Origin of the sequence: Psychromonas sp. MME2 (genome assembly GCF_040566515.1) — a bacterium.
GTDB lineage: Bacteria > Pseudomonadota > Gammaproteobacteria > Enterobacterales > Psychromonadaceae > Psychromonas.
Map to the genome: position 1 here is coordinate 1 of NZ_JBEWXI010000015.1, position 20,370 is coordinate 20,370.

Annotated in this window: 20 protein-coding genes; 12 read left to right on the forward strand and 8 right to left on the reverse strand. The window is 39.9% G+C overall.

The features are described 5' to 3' along the window. The 7 genes from AB1A03_RS15370 to AB1A03_RS15400 form a co-directional block, all read left to right on the forward strand. Positions 1-314: hypothetical protein (locus AB1A03_RS15370; RefSeq protein WP_354625494.1), on the forward strand; the 314-nt coding region annotated here is incomplete at its 5' end. A 1,550-nt stretch (positions 315-1,864) separates the two neighbouring features. Continuing rightward, positions 1,865-2,794, forward strand: coding sequence for a hypothetical protein (locus AB1A03_RS15375; protein ID WP_354625495.1), 930 nt, complete (start codon positions 1,865-1,867; stop codon positions 2,792-2,794). 428 nt (positions 2,795-3,222) lie between these two features. After that, on the forward strand, positions 3,223-4,353 hold the full coding sequence (locus AB1A03_RS15380; protein ID WP_354625496.1) for a rhodanese-like domain-containing protein: 1,131 nt from the start codon (positions 3,223-3,225) through the stop codon (positions 4,351-4,353). Continuing rightward, complete coding sequence (locus AB1A03_RS15385; RefSeq protein WP_354625826.1) at positions 4,323-4,514, forward strand: rhodanese-like domain-containing protein; 192 nt, start codon at positions 4,323-4,325, stop codon at positions 4,512-4,514. Before AB1A03_RS15380 ends, AB1A03_RS15385 begins: the two co-directional genes overlap by 31 nt. A gap of 390 nt (positions 4,515-4,904) precedes the next feature. Continuing rightward, entirely contained in the window at positions 4,905-6,128 is a 1,224-nt protein-coding gene (gene gltS / locus AB1A03_RS15390) for a sodium/glutamate symporter (RefSeq protein ID WP_354625497.1), read from the forward strand. 62 nt (positions 6,129-6,190) lie between these two features. Then, positions 6,191-6,460, forward strand: a complete 270-nt coding sequence (gene ubiK / locus AB1A03_RS15395; protein WP_354625498.1) for a ubiquinone biosynthesis accessory factor UbiK — start codon at positions 6,191-6,193, stop codon at positions 6,458-6,460. A 13-nt stretch (positions 6,461-6,473) separates the two neighbouring features. Further along, positions 6,474-6,866: a DUF2750 domain-containing protein gene (locus AB1A03_RS15400; RefSeq protein WP_354625499.1), complete on the forward strand. Its 393-nt coding sequence runs from the start codon at positions 6,474-6,476 to the stop codon at positions 6,864-6,866. A 56-nt stretch (positions 6,867-6,922) separates the two neighbouring features. Here AB1A03_RS15400 and rraB read toward each other — a convergent pair whose 3' ends face one another. The 4 genes from rraB to hemL all read right to left on the reverse strand — a co-directional run bounded on the left by rraB (position 6,923) and on the right by hemL (position 11,757). Next, positions 6,923-7,288: a ribonuclease E inhibitor RraB gene (gene rraB / locus AB1A03_RS15405; RefSeq protein ID WP_354625500.1), complete on the reverse strand. Its 366-nt coding sequence runs from the start codon at positions 7,286-7,288 to the stop codon at positions 6,923-6,925. 12 nt (positions 7,289-7,300) lie between these two features. Continuing rightward, positions 7,301-8,044, reverse strand: coding sequence for a 1-acylglycerol-3-phosphate O-acyltransferase (locus AB1A03_RS15410; RefSeq protein WP_354625501.1), 744 nt, complete (start codon positions 8,042-8,044; stop codon positions 7,301-7,303). Between the two features lie 6 nt (positions 8,045-8,050). After that, complete coding sequence (gene parC, locus AB1A03_RS15415; RefSeq protein WP_354625502.1) at positions 8,051-10,315, reverse strand: DNA topoisomerase IV subunit A; 2,265 nt, start codon at positions 10,313-10,315, stop codon at positions 8,051-8,053. A gap of 164 nt (positions 10,316-10,479) precedes the next feature. Beyond that, entirely contained in the window at positions 10,480-11,757 is a 1,278-nt protein-coding gene (gene hemL, locus AB1A03_RS15420; RefSeq protein ID WP_354625503.1) for a glutamate-1-semialdehyde 2,1-aminomutase, read from the reverse strand. Positions 11,758-11,984: 227 nt separating this feature from the next. Here hemL and clcA point away from each other — a divergent pair, with 227 nt between their 5' ends. The 3 genes from clcA to erpA all read left to right on the forward strand — a co-directional run bounded on the left by clcA (position 11,985) and on the right by erpA (position 14,659). Beyond that, positions 11,985-13,382, forward strand: coding sequence for a H(+)/Cl(-) exchange transporter ClcA (gene clcA / locus AB1A03_RS15425; protein WP_354625504.1), 1,398 nt, complete (start codon positions 11,985-11,987; stop codon positions 13,380-13,382). 23 nt (positions 13,383-13,405) lie between these two features. After that, positions 13,406-14,170 carry a DUF6776 family protein gene (locus AB1A03_RS15430; RefSeq protein ID WP_354625505.1) on the forward strand — a complete coding sequence of 255 codons (765 nt, stop codon included), beginning with the start codon at positions 13,406-13,408 and terminating at the stop codon, positions 14,168-14,170. Positions 14,171-14,308: 138 nt separating this feature from the next. Continuing rightward, on the forward strand, positions 14,309-14,659 hold the full coding sequence (gene erpA, locus AB1A03_RS15435) for an iron-sulfur cluster insertion protein ErpA (RefSeq protein ID WP_354625506.1): 351 nt from the start codon (positions 14,309-14,311) through the stop codon (positions 14,657-14,659). A gap of 89 nt (positions 14,660-14,748) precedes the next feature. Here the strand turns inward: erpA and yjjG are convergent, their stop codons facing one another. Genes yjjG through AB1A03_RS15450 form a run of 3 tightly spaced genes read right to left on the reverse strand, consistent with a single transcriptional unit; the run spans position 14,749 to position 16,808 of the window. Next, the gene (yjjG, locus tag AB1A03_RS15440; RefSeq protein WP_354625507.1) at positions 14,749-15,423 is read right to left on the reverse strand and encodes a pyrimidine 5'-nucleotidase; all 675 of its coding nucleotides are present in this window, start codon (positions 15,421-15,423) and stop codon (positions 14,749-14,751) included. Then, entirely contained in the window at positions 15,423-15,884 is a 462-nt protein-coding gene (locus tag AB1A03_RS15445; RefSeq protein WP_354625508.1) for an outer membrane lipoprotein, read from the reverse strand. The genes yjjG and AB1A03_RS15445 overlap by 1 nt, the downstream gene beginning before the upstream one ends. 39 nt (positions 15,885-15,923) lie before the next feature. Further along, complete coding sequence (locus AB1A03_RS15450) at positions 15,924-16,808, reverse strand: DUF3014 domain-containing protein (RefSeq protein ID WP_354625509.1); 885 nt, start codon at positions 16,806-16,808, stop codon at positions 15,924-15,926. Positions 16,809-17,040: 232 nt separating this feature from the next. Between AB1A03_RS15450 and mrcB the strand changes: the two genes are divergently transcribed. Both mrcB and AB1A03_RS15460 read left to right on the forward strand, forming a co-directional pair. Then, positions 17,041-19,326 carry a penicillin-binding protein 1B gene (gene mrcB, locus AB1A03_RS15455; RefSeq protein WP_354625510.1) on the forward strand — a complete coding sequence of 762 codons (2,286 nt, stop codon included), beginning with the start codon at positions 17,041-17,043 and terminating at the stop codon, positions 19,324-19,326. Between the two features lie 12 nt (positions 19,327-19,338). Then, positions 19,339-19,794, forward strand: coding sequence for a tetratricopeptide repeat protein (locus AB1A03_RS15460; protein ID WP_354625511.1), 456 nt, complete (start codon positions 19,339-19,341; stop codon positions 19,792-19,794). 169 nt (positions 19,795-19,963) lie between these two features. Here the strand turns inward: AB1A03_RS15460 and AB1A03_RS15465 are convergent, their stop codons facing one another. Then, positions 19,964-20,203, reverse strand: a complete 240-nt coding sequence (locus tag AB1A03_RS15465) for an HP1242/YdcH family protein (RefSeq protein WP_354625512.1) — start codon at positions 20,201-20,203, stop codon at positions 19,964-19,966. Positions 20,204-20,370: the final 167 nt, after the last annotated feature.

Genomic DNA, 20,370 nt, shown 5'->3' on the forward strand with positions numbered 1-20,370 from the left:
ATGTAAAAGGAGGGTGTGTGCCATTTAAACAAAAAGTACACCAATTGTTTGATGAAATGTCAGATGAGGTTCATGAATTTATAAAGTCTTCTGAGTCAGGTTTTAGTGAAGGCTGGGTTCCGCTACTTTTATTAAAGATCAACTGGATTAAAAGAAGTCAGCATACCCTCAGGGCAATGAATATCGATAACAAAACTGGGTGGTTGTTTGCAACAATTGCACGCCACTTACAAGATAAAGATAAGCTATTATATAAAAAGGTTGGAAGCCTTTTCATCAAACTGGTAGCTAAATTAGTGCATTTAGGCCGATAGGGGTAATAGGTGGAGGGGTTGAAATCCCTATGGCGGTTGTTGGCTCTGTAGTCTTTCTGTTGTTTTTGTTGCGTTACGTAAGTATTAGATTGATTCCTTCGGATCAAGACAGCACTAAGGAGGTGTCTATGGTTAAAACATTAAAAGCTCGTTCTCGTATTTTTTTAAGCTCAGTGGTTGAAAGTTTATGGGCTACAGGAGTCGGGCCCGTTGCAGGACACCTATCGACCTAAGTGCATTAATTACATAACAAAAAGTTGCACGCGGACTCCGGTAAGCTGTCACCTTTTTTGTTCCAAAAAATTCGCCAACTTACCTGCGCCGGTGAACTTGGCGTTAAATTTCGCTCCGCATTGTGAAATGTAGAAATTGTAAATGGGTTGGTTTGGTGTTTTACACGATCCAATCCTGAGCGAGTTTGCTAATTGGGTTTCTGAATCGTAGTTGGAAGTGGGGCAATATTTAGGTTGAGTTTGTGCTAAACGGGTTTGCTTAATTCACCTTGTTTTCCAATTTTATGATTTAAGTTTTGTTGTTGGTAGTTGGGCTACTTCGTTGATTTAAAACTATTTTAAATCAACGTTTTTTGTTTCAAGTTACAACAAAATCAAGCATTAAGTGTTGTAGGCGAATAGCAAACAAGTCGCTAAAAATTAACAAGGCAATTAAATCGGACGCATAACGGCTGTCGCGATTTTTGCTAAAAACAAAAGCAGCAAAAATAGCGCCAACCTACGCGCCGTTTATTGCAGCGTTAAATTTCGCTCTGCATTGTGAAATGTAGAAATTATAAATTGATTGGTTTGGTGTTTTACACGATCCAATCCTGAGCGAGTTTGCTAATTGGGTTTCTGAATAGTCGTTGGAAGTGGGGCAATATTTAGGTTGAGTTTGTGCTAAACGGGTTTGCTTAATTCACCTTATTTTCCAATTTTATGATTTACGTTTTGTTGTTGGTAGTTGGGCTACTTCGTTGATTTAAAATTGTTTTAAACCAACGTTTTTTGTTTCAAGTTACAACAAAATCAAGCATTAAGTGTCTTGTAGGCTAAGAGCAAACAAGTCGCTAAAATTTAACAAGGCAATTAAATCGGACGCATAACGGCTGTCGCGATTTTTGCTAAAAACAAAAAGCAGCAAAAACAGCGCCAACCTACGCGCCGTTTATTGCGGCGTTAAATTTCGCTCCGCATTGTGAAATGTAGAAATTGTAAATTGGTTGGTTTGGTGTTTTACACGATCCAATCCTGAGCGAGTTTGCTAATTGGCTTTTTGAATCGTAGTTGGAAGTGGGGCAATATTTAGGTTGAGTTTGTGCTAAACGGGTTTGCTTAATTCACCTTGTTTTCTAATTTTATGATTTAAGTTTTGTTGTTTGCAGTTGGGCTACTTTGGATAGTGTAGGACACCCACACCTTTTTGACTAAATTGAATATTGCACCTACTATATAAACAGTGTTTTTGTTTACAGTTGTGGAGTTTGGTATGACACAATCACGTGCTTCGTTAATTTCTCTTGTGGACACGCCTTATTATCATTGCATTTCTCGATGTCTCGCCGTGCATTTTTGTGTGGCGAAGATAATTACAGCGGTAAAAACTATTCACATCGCCGGCAATGGATGGTCGATCGCATTCGGCAATTAAGTGATATCTTTGCCATTGATGTTTGCGCTTATTCGATTATGTCTAATCACTATCACCTTGTTTTACATGCTAATGAAGCCGAGATTAGCGCCTGCAGCGATGAAGAAGTTTGCCGACGTTGGTATCAACTTTATTCTGGCTCAGAAATAGTTTCTCGATGGCGTAAAGGGGAGCTGACTTGCGCAGGTCAAATAGAGGTGGCGCTTGAGATAATCAGCAAATGGCGTCATCGCCTGCTTGATATCTCTTGGTTCATGCGTGCGTTAAATGAATTTATTGCCCGCAAAGCGAACGCCGAAGATAACTGTAAAGGACGCTTTTGGGAAGGGCGCTTTAAGTCGCAAGCATTGCTTGATGAAAAAGCACTATTAACTTGTATGGCTTATGTTGATTTAAACCCCGTGCGGGCAAAAATGTCAGAGAGTGTGGAAACATCGGAATTTACGTCCATATTTGAGCGTATCCACAGTAAATGTAGTCACGATGAAGCGTTGCATTGCCATGATAACAGTAAACCCTTATTTGGTTTTGTAGCGGCAGAATGTGATGCGCCCCACGAAGGTATTCCCTATGCCTTGCTCGATTATTTAGAGCTTGTTGATTGGACTGGACGAGCGATTCGAGAGGATAAGCGCGGCGTGATTTCGAGCCAACTGCCAAGCTTATTAAGTACCCTTGGCTTAGAGAGTGATACCTGGTTGTCCTTAGCGGTGAGTTTTGGTAAAGATTACCATGGTGCAGTGGGCTCACTCGAAGAGCTTGCCTTGTTTGCCGAACACACTGGTCGCTGTTGGGTATCTGGGCAAAACAAACTAAGTTGTATGCTGCATTAACTCCCCCATCATTTATTTTTTATTAACTATTAACGCTTCGTTAAGGGTGTTTTATGCGTTGATTTTAATAAAATTTGATTAAACAGATTGAATTGAGTATCAAGTGCTGGAATTTAACTATTTCATTACAGCAAAGTGCGGATTAAGATTATTTTTAAAAAGAATGGCTATTAGATTTTTTATAAATGAAAAGTTATGGATGTCCTCGTTTGTGTCGTCGTTCAAAAGATATGGATGTCCTCGTTTGAGTCGGCTCGTTTGAGTCGTGAGCCAGTGCACACCTCCTAGCAAAACAAGCTAAATCTAATGTAAATATAACTAATGAAGTCTAAGCTAATATAGCAATAGAAATTATTGTTAAAAATCGCTATTGCTTTGCCAGTCGAATAAACAGCTACTTTAAAATATTTACAATCAGGAGTGCCATAATGTTTACAAAAATAATCATACTCATTGCCTTGCTGCCTATGTCATTGTCATTGATGGCAACAGAAGTTGTAGGAAAAATTCAATCTATATCTGTACAGGCAAAAGTTATTCAATTGATCAACCCTAAAAGCAAAGCGGTCACCGTCATTAAATTTAACGACCAAACAAAACTTGAGAGTGCAGAATCTTTTGAGGAGTTGACCGTTAATACAAAAATAAAAGCAACAGTTGATAGCGATATGTACGCTAATTACATTAAACGAATATTGGTTAAACTTCCCGAGCAACAAATTATTGGTACTGAGCAACTGGCTGAGATGATTGAAGCGGGTGAAAAAGTATTTATCGGCGATGCCCGGCCAGTAGAGCAATATAATATTGGACACCTGCCTAATGCTGTTGCAACACCTGCCAATGAATTGGCTGACCATATAACTTGGTTACCCGAGGATAAAAACACCCTATTAGTTTTTTATTGTGGTGGTGTGACTTGTCCGTTAAGTCCCCAAGCGTTAAAAATTGCACAAAAAAATGGCTATTCGAATGTTAAAGCCTATGTAGAAGGGTTTCCGGCTTGGAAAGAAGAAGTTTACCCGGCTTACGTTAATCCCACATGGCTAGCAAAAAATATTGATATTAACCATGTCATTATTGATGTTAGAGCTAAGCCTAGTTCGCATATCAAAGGTGCGGTGCACCTTCCGACCGAGCAGCTAGTTGCAATGCATCAAAAATGGAACGAACAGAAGTTACCCACCAAAAAACGGACTATTTTTGCCTTACGCGATAGGAAAGCCCCCATCACCATAGTGGCTGACAGCGGTCAAAATGAAGAGGCAATCGAAGCATATGAAATATTAACCTTTTGGAATTTCAAGAATGTGGCGATATTAAAGGGAGGAATGAGTGACTGGTATAAACAAAAGCGGCCGATTGCCAATACCCCCATTGGCACAGAACTTCACTATGTTAAGAAACTGGTCAAAGGTGCAATTGATGAAACTGAGTTTGTTGCTGCTGTAAAATTTAATGACGCGACCATTATAGATGTTAGATTACTGAGGAGTTTGCACGTGAGCACATCAAAAATGCCATTAATATACCGCTTGAAACGCTTGATAAAAATTTAGCCATGATTCCAAAAACTGGCTTAGTTATTGTCCATTGTGGGGCTGGCGCTAGAGCATCCATAGCCTATACCGCATTGATTAGTAAAGGTTATAAGAATATAAAATTCTTAAATGATTCTTTTGAAGAGATAGCCAATGAGAACGGGATTATATTAGTTTAAGAAATGTTGCTCGCTAATGAATAGCGCCGTTAGAGCGCTATTCATTTTATATAAAGCGTCATTATCACCAGTATGATAATGCCATTACTGTTTGTATTTATTCGATTATGTCTAATTATTATCACCTAGTTTCGTATTACTGGAGCAAACCTTTTTGACGAAATAGAATATGTCACGTTCAGAGGGCGTGAAAATCTGTATCAGGGTGATTTATCAAATATCTGGCTATTACGATAGAATGCAACGCTGTTATCTATTATTTCGCCAATTTTGCATTTTGTTGGCTAACGGGTATAGTTACATTGAATTGTATAATGCTATTCACTCTTCTTTTTAAATCAGTTTATCTTTTGCTTACTGATTTCTCGTTTATAAATCAAAGGAGTCAAAATGCAATCTGTCATCGAGGTGGGGGCGTTAGAATCATTTATTATAGCCATTTCAGTACTATTTATTGGTCGGTTTGTTAATGTTTCTATTCCCCAACTTGCCCGTTTTAATCTTCCCGAGCCTATTTTAGGCGGTTTAGTGATTGCGTCAGTGATCACGCTATTACATCAGCAAGGCATCACCGTTAATTTTGAGTTGCCACTGCAATCTGTGCTGATGCTGCTGTTTTTTAGTAGTGTTGGCCTAGCGGCTAACTTTAAATTGCTGCTGCAGGGGGGCGCTAAAGTTGCCTTCTTTTTACTGGTCGCAACGCTCTATATCATTATTCAAAATGGTGTTGGAGTTGCTATGGCCAATGTATTAGGGTTAGATCCTTTACTTGGTTTAATTGCGGGATCAATTACGCTTTCCGGTGGCCATGGTACGGGCGCCGCTTGGGCACAAACCTTCAGTGAAGACTATGGCGTGCAAACACTGGAATTTGCGATGGCAGCCGCCACCTTTGGTTTAGTGATGGGGGGATTAATCGGCGGCCCTGTTGCTCAAAAATTAATTGATGGAAAAAAACTGCAATCAACCTTTGGTAAAGGAACCCACCATCATGACACTCATCCTGAGTTAGTGACTTATAATGATTTAGAAGAAGATCAAGTTAGCTCTAAAAAAATAAAGGAAACATTGTTTATTTTATTATTTTGCGTAGCAGGCGCGAAATATGGGAAAGAGTTTGTTGATAGTTTTGATATTAGTTATTTGAAAATCCCTGATTTTGTTTATGCTCTGTTTATTGGGGTTGTGATTACCAATATTACCGATACGACTAAAATATATAAGATTAATGCAGAGACGGTGGATATTCTTGGTACGGTCTCGCTATCACTATTTTTATCGATGGCGTTGATGAGTTTGCGTCTTTGGGAAATATTTGAACTCGCCTTACCATTGTTATTCATATTGGTGGTGCAAACGGTAGTTATTGTTCTTTTTGCCTATTTTGTGACCTTTAACTTTATGGGCAAAAGTTACGATGCTGCTGTGATGTCTGGCGGGCATTGTGGTTTTGGGATGGGGGCTACACCCACCGCTGTGATGAATATGGGCAGCATTGTTTCACGTAATGGTCCCTCTCCACAGGCCTTTGTCGTTGTGCCCATTATTGGCGCTTTTTTTATTGATATAACGAACTTAATTGTCATTCAAGGTTACTTAACCTTTATCGGCTGATTTTTGTGTTTACTTGGTAACAGGTATACAATAGCGCAAAATAGTTAAGGAGTTTGGTAATCATGTTTAACCCCAAAAAATTAGAAGAGATCGCTAAGCAAGTCAGTGACTCAATGCCTGCTGGCGTAAAAAGCTTTGGTGAAGAGATTGATCGTAAAGTTAAACAGGTACTACAGGCGCAGTTGGGTAAACTCGATATGGTTAGCCGCGATGAGTTTGAAGTGCAAACGCATGTATTATTACGTACCCGTGAAAAATTAGCGGAGCTAGAAAATAAATTAGCAGCATTTGAAGCAAAAATTGCAAATTCTGAAGCCAATAAAGACGAGTGAGAAAGTAAACATAATGAAAGAAGAATATTTAAAAAGAGCGGAAATGTTTGTTGAACAAGTGACGCAACAGGAAGTGTTGTTTGGTTTGTTTGATGAAAATGAAGGGTGGGCAAATTGCCATGCGCATGATAACCGTGATGCATCTGCAGTTTATCTCTTCTGGTCTGAACCTTCTCTCGCTGAAAAATTGCAAAATGAAGAGTGGGCCAATTACAAAATTCAGCCTATTACGCTCACCGTGTTTTTAGAATCTTGGTTGGATGGCATGCAAAAACAGCAAGTATTTGCAGGCGTTAACTGGGATGAAAATCTTTATGGATTGGAAATTGAAGCGATGGTGCTTAAAAATTCAATCATTGAAAAATTAAATGAAGCAGAAATCGCACCAGAAAAGACGCTACATTAATGGTTATCTCGCTGTCATGCCCAATCTTTGATAGATTGGGCATGACAGTAAGCTAATTACTCTTCTGGGTAAGTTCCCCAACCATCATAATCAATATTAAAAGATTGCGCTAAAATAAGTAATTTTTCGACATCCTCCATAATCGCTTCTTCATCGAGATTCATCTCTACAATCACATCAAAACTTAAGATAATAGAGCCATCTTCAAGTTCTAACTCTTCTGGGTCAGTGACTTCATAACCTTTCTTAAAGCAGACAATAGCAGCTTTTTCTAACACGTCGAAATCACTACAGGAGAGATGGTGCTCAATCATATAAACAGCATCAGGATTGCTGCCATCCTCAAGAATAGCTTCAACAATCTCTTCTGTTTCAACTCGAAACTCTTCGAGTAACTCTTTTAAATCTGGCGTGTTATCCATTATTCATTCCTATTAATCACAACAGTTACGGTTGTTATCTGGGCGTTTTACTTCATTATTTAGTTGTTCATATTTCTCTAACATAATGGCGTGGCAGTCGTTCATTAGACGACGAATTTCACGCGTTTTATATTGTGATATATCAATTGGCTCTAGCATCTCAACGATCACTTCGCCATTATCCCAGCGATTTAGGTTAACTTGATTATGGGTATCAGAAATCACGGTTGGTACGATATTAACCCCCGCTTGTAATGCCGTATGAAATGCCCCCATTTTAAAGGGCATTAAACCGCGTCCACGACTGCGAGTCCCTTCTGGGAATATCCATACGGATAAGTTTTTTTCACGCATACGCGCAGCAACTTGGTTAATGGTATTTCGTGATTTATCTTTATTATCACGGTCAATAAGAATGTTACCCGTTAACCAGTAAATAATGCCGAAAAAGGGGACCCATACAAGGCTTTTTTTACCAATGGTCACTGAGTTGGGTAGGACTGCTGCGGTTGTTGTCACCATGTCGTAGTTATTCTGATGATTAGCCAAATAAACCACAGAGCCATTATCTTTAGCATTTTTGGGCATGCGTAGAATTACTTTTAATCCCACTAAACGTGACATTTTGCTAAAAAGTTGAGCGAAGTGATAGGTATTTTTCGGATTGCGAGGGCTGAGCAAGCAATAAAAAATAGCGTATACACTCATCAATAATACGGCGCTAATAATTAATATAAAACGAATAATAAATAACATGGTTGTTTAGTTCTCTTCTTCAAATATAACGTCTATTTTGTCTACCCGTTGTAAACCGCGGGGAAGTTTATTACCACGTCTACCTCGTTCCCCCTGGTAATGTGCTAAGTCGCTTGGCTTTAGGGTTAACTTGCGTTTTCCTGCGTGTAGGGTCACTGAGCTTGATTGTGGAATAATCTTGATCATAGTAACAAACTCTTCGCGTTTAGTCGCTTTTGCATTGCTGATATTAATCATTTTATTGCCTTTACCTTTGCTAAGGGTTGGCAAGCTAGTGACGGGGAATATCAACATGCGTCCTTCATTGCTAATATTTAAGCAAAGATCGGTTTCACTATCACTGAGCTTTTCTGGTGCTAGCAAGAGCGCATTTTCGGTCAAATTGATCATCGCTTTACCATTTTTATTACGGCTATTAATATCGCTAAATTTGACGATAAATCCGTAACCGTGGTCGCTGCTCATGATATAACGATCGTCATCATCACCAAGGATGGTGGCAACAAAGGGGACATTACTATTTTGATTAAAACGGCCCGTTAGTGGTTCACCCTGGGAACGTGCCGATGCTAAGGAGTGCGCATCTAATGAGTAGGCGCGACCACTGGCATCTATAAACACGCAACTTTGATTGCTCTTTCCTTGCGCGCTGGTTAAATATTCATCTCCCGATTTATAACTTAGCGCCTGTGCGTCGATATCATGCCCTTTAGCTGCACGAACCCAACCTTGGCTTGATAATACCACGGTGATCGGCTCACTCGGCATGAGCTCTTTTTCTGTTAAGGCTTTCGCTTCGATACGTTCCACGATAGGTGAACGTCGATCGTCGCCATATTTTTTCGCATCGGCGATAAGCTCTTTTTTAACTAAAGTTTTTAAGCGGCGATCAGAACTGAGTAGCTGTTCTAATTTATTACGCTCTGCTGATAATTCATCCATTTCGCCGCGAATTTGAATCTCTTCAAGTTTGGCAAGTTGGCGCAGTTTTATCTCTAAAATGGCATGCGCCTGTATTTCTGATAGCGCAAAGCGCGACATTAATTCCGCTTTGGCATCATCATAGGTACGGATAATTTCGATCACTTCATCAATGTTGAGGTAGGCGATTAATAAACCTTCGAGAATATGTAGACGCGCTAGAATTTTATCGAGTCGAAACTGTAGGCGACGGCGCACCGTGATAAAGCGGTATTCTAACCACTCTGTTAGTATTGTTAGCAACCCTTTTACTTGTGGGCGCATGTCTAAACCAAGCATATTAAGGTTAACTTTATGGTTAACTTCGAGCTCAGTAGAGGCAAAAAGATGATGCATTAATGCTTCAATATCAATTCGATTAGAGCGAGGAATGATCACTAAACGCGTTGGGTTTTCGTGATCCGATTCATCGCGTAGGTCGGCTACCATCGGCAATTTTTTATCTTGCATCTGTTTGGCAATATCTTTAAGTATTTTGCCACCAGAAACGCGGTGCGGTAAGGCTGTGATAATAATTTCGCCGTTCTCAACTAGATATACTGCGCGACTCTTAAAGCTGCCACGCCCGCTTTCATATATTTTTTTTATTTCATTACGCGGTGTGATTATTTCCGCTTCAGTTGGGTAATCAGGTCCTTGAATAAACCCGATAATCTCGTTGAGATCCGCTTTGGGATTATCGATCAAATGGATACAGGCATCGGCCACTTCTCGCGCATTGTGTGGAGGAATATCGGTCGCCATGCCGACGGCAATACCGGTTATGCCGTTGAGTAAAATATGCGGTAATCTTGCGGGTAGTAATTTGGGCTCCTTCATGGTGCCATCGAAATTGGGTTTCCAATCCGTTGTACCTTGACCTATTTCAGAAAGTAGCACTTCTGAAAAGGGCGATAGACGCGATTCCGTATAACGCATTGCAGCAAAGGATTTGGGGTCGTCTGGTGCCCCCCAGTTACCTTGCCCGTCAATTAACGGGTAGCGGTAGGAGAATGGCTGTGCCATTAACACCATTGCTTCATAACAGGCGCTATCACCGTGAGGGTGGTATTTACCTAATACATCACCGACGGTACGGGCTGACTTTTTATATTTTGCCAATGCCGATAAACCCAACTCGGACATTGCATAAATAATGCGTCGTTGTACGGGTTTTAAACCATCGCTAATATGGGGAAGGGCGCGATCCATGATCACGTACATGGCGTAGTTTAGATAGGCTTCTTCAGTAAATTTAGCTAGTGGCGCTTGTTCAATACCTTCCAAGCTTAAATCTAGTACGTCGCTCATGTTATTTGACCCTGCTATTCTGATTTTACAAAAGAGATGAGTATAACGTAATTAGCTGTTACTAAAAATAATTGCTGATAATTTAGCGCCGATTTGTGAGGAAATATGCAAGAAAAAATGCACAACGATTGAGCTGTGCATTTTTTAACTGAAATGTGCAGAAATTATAACTGAGCAAAGACCTTTTTAGCTGCGATCAGTGTATTTTCAATATCTTGGTCGGTATGTGCTAAAGATAAAAATCCAGCTTCAAATGCCGATGGGGCTAAATAAATCCCTTCAGCTAACATAAGATGGAAAAACTGCTTAAATTTTTCTACATCGCAATGACATGCCTGTGAAAAGTTCGTTATCTCTTTTTCGGCAGTAAAGAAAATACCAAACATACCGCCGACATAGTTAACCGCTAGAGGGACATTTTCTTCAGCAGCAACACGCGCAATACCTAACGCTAATGTTTTTGTTTTTTCTGCTAGTTGTGCATATTCGGAGTTTTCTAACGCGGTTAGTGCCGCAAGCCCTGCATGCATGGCGATTGGGTTACCAGATAACGTCCCTGCTTGATATACGGGCCCAGTTGGGGCGATGTGCTGCATCACTTTTTTACATCCGCCAAATGCGCCAACGGGCATGCCACCACCAATTACTTTACCAAGCGTTGTTAAATCTGGTTTTATCCCATAATAGGCCTGCGCTCCACCTAGTGCGACGCGAAATCCGGTCATCACTTCATCGAAAATAAGTAAACTTTCATGGTCATCACAAATTTGTCGTAACCCTTGTAGGAATCCCTCAATGGGCGGAATACAGTTCATATTACCAGCCACAGGCTCAACAATAATACAGGCAATTTGCCCTTTATATTCATCAAATAAACGTTGTACCGAGTCAAGGTCATTGAAGGTAGCCGTTAGTGTATGTTGTGCGAAGTCGGCTGGTATACCCGGTGAACTTGGTTGACCTAAGGTCAATGCGCCTGAGCCTGCTTTAACTAACAAGGAGTCTGCATGGCCATGGTAACAACCTTCAAACTTTAAAATTTTATCACGTCCAGTATAACCTCGGGCTAGGCGTATCGCGCTCATCGTAGCTTCAGTACCAGAACTAACCATACGTAATTGCTGCATTGAAGGCATGAGGCTTTGCACTTTTTCTGCCATGATGATTTCTATTTCAGTAGGTGCACCAAAGCTAAGACCATTTTCAGCTGCTGTTACTACTGCATTTTTTATAGCAGGGTGGTTATGCCCTAAAATCATCGGTCCCCATGAACCGACATAATCGATATAGGCTTTTTTATCTACATCGTAAATATATGCGGCGTCGGCTTTTTCTATAAATAGTGGACCGCCACCGACACCATTAAATGCACGAACAGGAGAGTTAACACCACCGGGAATGATATTTTGTGCGCGTTGAAAAAGTTGTTCAGAAGCTGTCATGAAAATCCTATGTAATTACTGAAAATAATGAACGTTAATATAGCAGAGTCTGCGCGATGATATAAATTGCTTATTGATAATTATCTATTATATGTAGAGATTACGTTACATTAAGTTATATATTTTATATAATTACGATTTTTTTTATCTGTGATTGATTCGTTTGCTACCTTAAATTCGTTCTCAACTAGTTGTTTTATCCTATGAATATGAAGAGTTTCACAACCGTGCGCTATTATTTAAGCATTTTTATTGAACGTTTTTTCACGCGAAAAAGTAGTGCGTTGTTGATTTGGCTATCCGTGATTATTGGGACGTTAGCAGGTGTGATCACCGCTATGTTTGAGCATGGCATTGTTTGGGTAAGTGAGCAGCGTTTAACGTTGATTCATCATTACAGTGATACAGATATCCCACTATGGGTGATTGCTATTCCTATCTCATCGCTAATGGCTGGCGTTGCTTTTTACCTGACCCATAAATTTGCCCCTGAAGCCGGTGGTAGTGGTATCCCTGAAATAGAAGGGGCGATGGAAGATATGCGCCCCGTTCGCTGGAAACGTGTGCTTCCTGTTAAGTTTTTTGGTGGATTGTTAACCCTAGGCAGTGGCATGGTACTAGGTAGGGAAGGACCCTCTGTACAAATTGGTGCTAATGTCGGACGTATGATTTCAGATCTATTTAAGGTCAATAAAGTTGATGGTCAAGCCTTGCTCGCCGCAGGTGCTGCAGCGGGGTTAGCAGCAGCATTTAATGCCCCTCTTGCGGGTATTATGTTTGTTATTGAAGAGATGCGTTCACAATTTAACTACAGTTTAACATCGACTAAAAGTGTCTTTATGAGCGCAGTAATGGCGACCATCGTAATGCGTTCATTGTCTAGTCAGCATGCTGTCGTTGATATTACCCATTATGGTCACCCTGATTTAATGTCGCTACCTCTGTATTTAGTATTAGGCTTTTGTTTCGGAGCGATAGGCGTACTATTTAATAAAATGGTAATAAATACAATGGACATGTATTTAGCTATCCATAATAATCAACGCTGGCGATTTGTTGCCATTGGTTTATTTCTTGGCGCTGTTTTTGGTGCTCTATCGATTATTGAACCTGAGTTTGCCTCAAGCGGCATGGCGTTGATCCCTGAAATTGAAGGTGGGCATTATTTTGCTGGTGCATTAATGGTTATCTTTGCTGTGCGTATCATTACCACCTTGCTCTGTTTTAGTTCCGGTGCACCCGGTGGCGTTTTTGCGCCAATATTAGCCATCGGAACGCTATTTGGTATGCTATTTGGCCTAGGTTGCCATGAGTTATTTCCGGAGACGGTAACGCACGCAGGTACATTTGCCATTGCCGGTATGGGGGGCTTATTTGCCGCAACCGTTCGCGCCCCTATTACGGGTATTTTATTGGTCATTGAAATGACCAGTAATTACTCGATGATTTTACCCCTAATCGTCACGTGCTTGGGGGCGACTATGGTTGCTCAATCGCTAGGTGGGCGACCAATTTATACACAATTATTGGAACGTACAATGAAGCTTTCTATGCGTAATAAACGACAGGAAACTATCCGTAAAGCGATGTTCCGCACTTTAAATAAAGATAAAGAAAACCTATAAATCGAACAGCACAAGGGTAGTTAATGCAGCGTTTAAGAAAACATGCCATAAAATGGATCACCGTCTCTTTAATTTGTCTATTATTGGGCTTTTTGTTGGGTAAGTTTAAACAGGATATTTTACTCGATTCATTGCAATTGCAGGAAATGGAGTTAGACCAGCTCAAAGATGAAAAAATGGTGTTATCTAAGCAGGCTGCTGCTTATCAGGCACAATTGATGATTGATGAGAAGATCATTGCGCACTTGACGCATGAAAATAAAAAACTGCATGAGAATATGGATGTAGCTGCGAATAAACTGTACTTTTATGAACGAGTGATCGCGCCTGAATTAGAAGAAAAGGGAATCAAAGTATTTTCTTTCACGGTGACAAAAAATGAAGATGCTGATCATGAATGGGAGTATGAACTAGTTTTGATGCAAGCAGAAAAAGATCGTCATTTAATAACGGGAACGTTTGATTTGCTTTTTTCTGTCTTTGATGAAGGCGAAATTACAAATATGGCGTTAAGTGAGCTCAATACGTTTGCCGATAGTGAGCAATTATCATTTAAGTTTAAGTATTTCCAGACTTTAAAAGGTAGCTTTGAATTACCTAAAAATATCACGGTTGATGAAGTGACGTTACAAGTTGATGTCAATAAGAGTCGTCGCTATAAAAGGCAAACACTAGAGCAAAATTATGAGTGGAATAGTTTGACTCATCAGGATGATGGAGACTTGCCGGAGTATGGTCTTGAAGATTTGACTCGTCTTGCTATAACAGGGGAAATGGAGAGTATTTAACCTATTAGTCAATTTATAGAGTTAAGCTGGACCAATATCGCGGTATTACTTGATTTAATTTGTCGGGTATTTGATAATGCGCTAGAAATTCATACTTAGTTAGTTTCTGGTGAATAGTTTATATTTTTAGGGGTTCTAATGACATCCGAAGTCGAAATAGCGTTGCCGATATATTTTAGTGATAATGCGGCAAAAAAAGTAAAAGTGCTTATTGAAGAAGAGCAAAATCCAGCTTTAAAATTACGGGTGTACGTCACTGGTGGTGGCTGTTCAGGATTTCAGTATGGCTTTACCTTTGATGAAAAAGTTAATGAAGGTGATACCTTAATAGAAAATAGTGGCGTTACATTAGTGGTTGATTCCATGAGTTTGCAATACTTAGTTGGTGGCACCGTTGATTTTGTCGATGGTTTAGAAGGATCTCGTTTTTTAGTTAACAACCCTAATGCGACGGCAACCTGTGGCTGTGGCTCCTCATTTTCCGTCTAGGTAAATCGCGCATTTAACTTTCATTACAGTATAAAGAGACTTTTATACTGTAATGAAATCAAAGCGTTATGATGTGTTAGGCATGTTTTCTATTGATGTAGTAACCTTTGCAACTCATTTAACGAGTTAACTTGATAATGAGGCACAATATCAATGGGGGCATGATGCCCTTTAATATTCAACCAACAGGTATCAATACCTGCATTTAATCCACCTAAAATATCGGAGTGGGGATTATCACCTACCATTAAAACATGATGTTTTTCAGGTTCTCCTATTGCGGCAAGTGTGTGTGAAAAAATCCCTACATGCGGTTTGGCAACACCCACTTCTTCAGAGATTGTTAACGTTGAAAAATACTCTGCAAAACCGGTTCGCTGCAGGCGAATTGCTTGCAGATCGGTGAAACCATTGGTAATGATGCCCATTTTTACTTTTCCAAGTAAAGAGTCGAGCAGCTCTTTTGCACCTTCTAAAGGGGTGCAAATATCTGCCATCGCGCGTAAAAACTCTTTGTTTAAGTAGGTGGTGGTAACTGCTAACTTTTCCGCCCAATCTTTAAAACGGGTATGTTTTAGTTGTTCTGCTGTGATTTTACCATCTTGATAATCAACCCATAATGGTTTGTTGGTCTTTTCGTAGCGATCATAATCTTGCTCTGTGAAATCAACGCCATGACGGGAAAACATAAGCTGTAAGCCCTTTAATGCATCAAAATGAAATAATGTCTCATCGGCATCAAATAATATCCATTGATATTTCATTATTCAGGCACTACGCGTGTTTTGTTACCCTGTGAATTAATTTGTACACGTTGACCCACTTGAAAAATCATATTGGGATCGGCTTCTTGCACCACCGCAATGGTATTACCACTATCAAGGGTTATTGTAATATTTACGCCATTGCGTTTTGTGATTGCCTGTGTGGCTTCGTTACCAGCAACTCCACCAGCCACCGCACCGCCAACAGCTGCAATACTCGATCCCGTTCCACCGCCGATGGTTGAACCAATAAGTCCACCCACAACAGCTCCCGCTAAGGTGCCCACCGTACTGCCTTCCCCTTCAATATTAACGGGCTCTACTTTTTTAATTACACCATAACTTACATTTTGTACCTTTTGAGCGTCACCAACGGCGTAAGTATCGCCATAGGGATTCGGGGCACAACCAAAGGAAAGTGCGATAAATATCATGCTTAAACTAAGGGGTAAATTTTTCATAATGACCTTCATTTTATTTACGTTAACTAATCTATTAAATTACTTATTTGCTAATGCCGATTGAACTTGTCGTAATTTTTCTTTTAATTTACGACTGTTTTCAGGCCCCATTCGTATCATTAATTTTTGTGCCGCGGGCAAGTTTTCTAATTTTTCATCTGCAAATTTATACATCACAGAAGGATAAATCAAGGCGATCGGTTCTTCAATAATGGGGGCTGCGAGTAAAATATCAATGGCATCGGATAGGGCGTTTTTGAATGTTTGCTGCGGGTGACCAACTTCACCATAAACTTGTTCAAGCAATGGACTTAATAAATGGTATTGTGTGACAACAGCATCAGTATCAAGGTGACTCATCAAGGTGATATAACTATCGTAACGGCGATAACTTTGCGGGTTTAGATATAGCTTTCCGTCGTCTTCAATAACTGTAAATTTATCACTAGGTTTGTTAACCGGGCTGAACTTATGCAGCAATTCACCTTGTGATAAGTTGCTAATAAACACAACGATATTGTTAATAATATCTTGTTTAGCAAAGAGCTTACTTTGTTCTGTCGTTGCTAATAATTGTTCAATAATATTGAGAGTAAAGGGATCTGATTCCTCAATTGTGGGTAATGGAGGTTGCTCTACATCTTCTATATCGGGGGCTATTTGATTAGTTAGATCATCGGATTGTTCATCACTGGGTTTTATCGGCTCCTCGACAGGAGCGACTGTATCGGTTTCAATAACAATGGGCTGAGTGGGCGTTATATTTTCTATAGGCGTAGTCGGGGTACTCGGGCTGTTTTTATCAAAAAAATACATTCCAGCAGCAATAAGGACGAGGACGAGGATAATCGCTTGGATAATGGTTAAAACAATTATAGCTGTGCTTTTTTTGTTTTTATATAAAGAGTCAGAATTTTCTCGCATGATATTTCCTGTATTACTTATTAATTTTAGTTATCAATTAGTTAATCATATACCTGTTAACAACGAAAAGAAATTGCTCAGTGCTCGCTTTGCAAGGGATCCACTGGTAGCCTTAACTGCCATCGAGATGGTTTCAGTGATCTACTTTACTAAACAATATATTTTAACACTAGCCTATTTGTTATAGTGCATCGTTCTATTGACTAATATGTTGCAATGCTTTGGATAAAAAATGAAAAAAGATAAAAATAATCTGTCAGCAAAGTTATCCATGCGCCGTATCCTTGTATTGGCTTTGTTAGCCCTTACTTCTGCCATTATTTGCCACTTTGTTATCGATCTAGATCGCACTATTAGCGCCACTTTTAATGGTAAAAAATGGGCAGTTCCTGCAACGGTATATGCACGTCCATTGGAGTTGTATGAGGGGGCAAAGGTTTCCAAAGCGGATCTGAAATCTGAGTTGGAGATGCTTGGGTATGAATTTGTTAAACAGGTGAAAACAGTTGGGCAGGCCAAAATAGAGCGCCACAAAATCACTATTTATATACCCGAATTTCAGTTTGTTGATGAATTGTCGCCCGCTCGAAAAATAGTCTTAGCATTTAATAATGGACTTATTTCATCTTTACAGAGTAGTGATGATGCCGTCATTGTACGTTTAAATCCACTTTTGATTGGCGGAATTTACCCCTCTCATAATGAAGATCGTCTGTTAGTTAAGTTGGATGAAATGCCATTACCGTTACAAACTATGTTAGTGGCTGTCGAAGATAGTGATTTTTATGATCACATGGGTATTTCATTGCGTGGCATAGCAAGGGCAATGCTGGTCAATATTAAGGAAAGAGGGATATCACAGGGAGCTTCCACTTTAACTCAGCAACTAGTTAAAAATTATTATTTAAGTTCAGAGCGTAGCTTCTCTCGTAAATTGCAGGAAGCTGTGATGGCTTTACTTTTGGAGATGCATTTTGCTAAAGAGGATATTTTAGAAGCTTATATTAATGAAATATATCTTGGCCAAGATGGTCCGCGTGCCATTCATGGTTTTGGCTTAGCAAGTCAATATTATTTTAAGAGATCACTTGCAAACCTCTCTCTTGATCAACAAGCATTATTGGTCGCAATAGTAAAAGGTCCTAGCTTTTACAATCCTTGGCGTCATCCTGAACGCGCACTCGAACGGCGAAATTTGGTATTAGATATTGCCGTTCGAGAAAATAAGTTATCAGCAAGTTTAGCTGAATATGCTAAAAAACAGCCGCTTGGTATGGGCGTCAAGGTTAATGCCGACCATAAACGTTATCCGGCTTATTTAGATTTAGTTCGTCGTCAATTGCAACGAGATTATAAGTTAGAAGAGCTTAACTCAACGGGCTTGACTATTTTTACCCATTTTGATCCTTTAATACAAAACAGTGCGGAAACCAGTTTAAGCGCTGCTATTGCTAAATATAATGGCAATGATAGTAGCGACCAGTTACAAGGTGCGGTAGTTGTGACGCATCCAAACACAGGTGCAGTCGTCGCTATTGTTGGCGGTAAAGATGCCCGTTATGCAGGATTTAATCGTGCCATAGATGCCCGTCGACAGGTGGGATCTTTACTTAAACCTGCTGTATATTTAACTGCCCTTGAACAACCGCAAAACTATAATTTAGCAACATTAATAAGTGATCAAGCATATACGCAGACCTTAGATAATGGGGAGTTATGGTCACCACAAAATTATGATAAAAACAGTCATGGTGACGTCATGTTTTATCGGGCATTATCGCTTTCCTATAATCAAGCCACGGCACGCTTAGGTAATATAGTTGGTATTGATAAAATAGTAGAGACGATAGCGCGACTTGGTAGTGAGCAACGGTTGCCTGCTGTACCATCACTAACCTTAGGATCGGTTGCAATGACCCCGATGGATATGGCTCAAATTTATCAAACCATTGCCAGTGAGGGATTTTATACCTCTTTGATAGCTATTCAAGCAGTGATGGAACCTTCTGGTAAGGTGATCAAAAGCTACCCATTAGAGATACAGAAGCGCTTTAGTGATGTCGCCATTTATCAACTGCGTTATGCTTTACAAGCGGTTACGCAGGAGGGTACGGCTAAAGCATTGCAACATTTATTGCCGCAATTTCCAGTAGCGGGTAAAACGGGAACAAGTAATGACCTGCGAGATAGTTGGTTTGCTGGTTTTTCTGGTGATATGGTTGCTGTTGTTTGGATTGGACGAGATGACAATGCAAATACGGGATTAACGGGGGCAACGGGGGCCTTATCTGTTTGGGCTAATATTTTTGCACAGCGTTCGCAACTTGCTATTCAAAATATTCCTCCGCAAAATATCAGCATGGCTTGGGTGGACAGTCTGACAGGGGAAGCCGTAGAGGATGATTGTCCTAACGCAATGACAATGCCATTTGTCAAAGATTATTTACCAAAAGAAGTGCGTCGTTGTCGTGATAGTGCTGATAAAATACTGGATTGGTTTCGTCAATTAGTCGAGTGATGGGGGATTATTTTGAAATTTTTTAAGTTTTTTCTGTTTGTTATTAGCGCTCTTTTAGCTGCTTGTTCAAGCAAACCCGTTCTTGAACCGCAAACTTCGGCTCCCATTGAGGTGGTTGAGCCTAGTTTAGAGGGGCAAAGAGAGTCTAATAAAAATAAGCTAGAGCCAAAAGAGCCGCCACCCGTCGTTGATAAAGCAGTCGCTGCACCTGCGGCGGTCATTGCCTTATTAAAGAGAGCCGATAAACAGCTGATGGCAGGTGAACTTGCTGCAACAGAAGCAACTATTCAGCGCGCTATCCGTATTGCCCCCCGATTCCCTGAAAGCTATTATCGTTTGGCATTACTACGTTATCAGCAAAAAAAATACAAGCAAGCGCGTGCTCTGTCCGAAAAGTGTCTTAGTTTGGGAGCACAGGGAGAACTATATAAACAGGCGAACGAATTAATAGAGCGCATTGCTGGATAGTCTATTAACTGACGGATTAGCGGTTGTTAATTCAAATCGAAATTCTGTTACTTTTTTTACTTAAATGAGTGGTAAATATCCAATTTTTTCTTGGGTTGTACTTGTTTGTCGTTAAGAGTGAAGTAGGTGAATTTTTCCTACTCCATTTATGACAGAGTGCTATCAAGCTTTAGCCATTTAGCATTTTTTGATATAAAAAGTCTTTTAAAATAGATCGTTCATGTTTTAACTGCAACATATTATCGTCACTAACAGGAGAGTTTCTGAGTTCAAGTTTTCTTATTTGGCCATCTAAGAGGTGGTATTGTTTTGCTTTTTCTGAAAAGCTTTGATCATTTTCAGTTAATGTTCGAATGGTCTCTTCATACTCTGGAAAATCGCTTAGTAGCGCGTGGTTTTCACCTAACATAGTTACTATCCTTATGTAATCAATTTCAGATTAAAACGTGGTTGTATTATTTAACTTACAAAAAATTTCATTCAATAAAGTATGTTATTAAGGAAATTTGTATAAATTATAAGCAGGTTGCATTAATTGTCATAATTCACCGTACTATTTTTTATAAAAACGCCCAT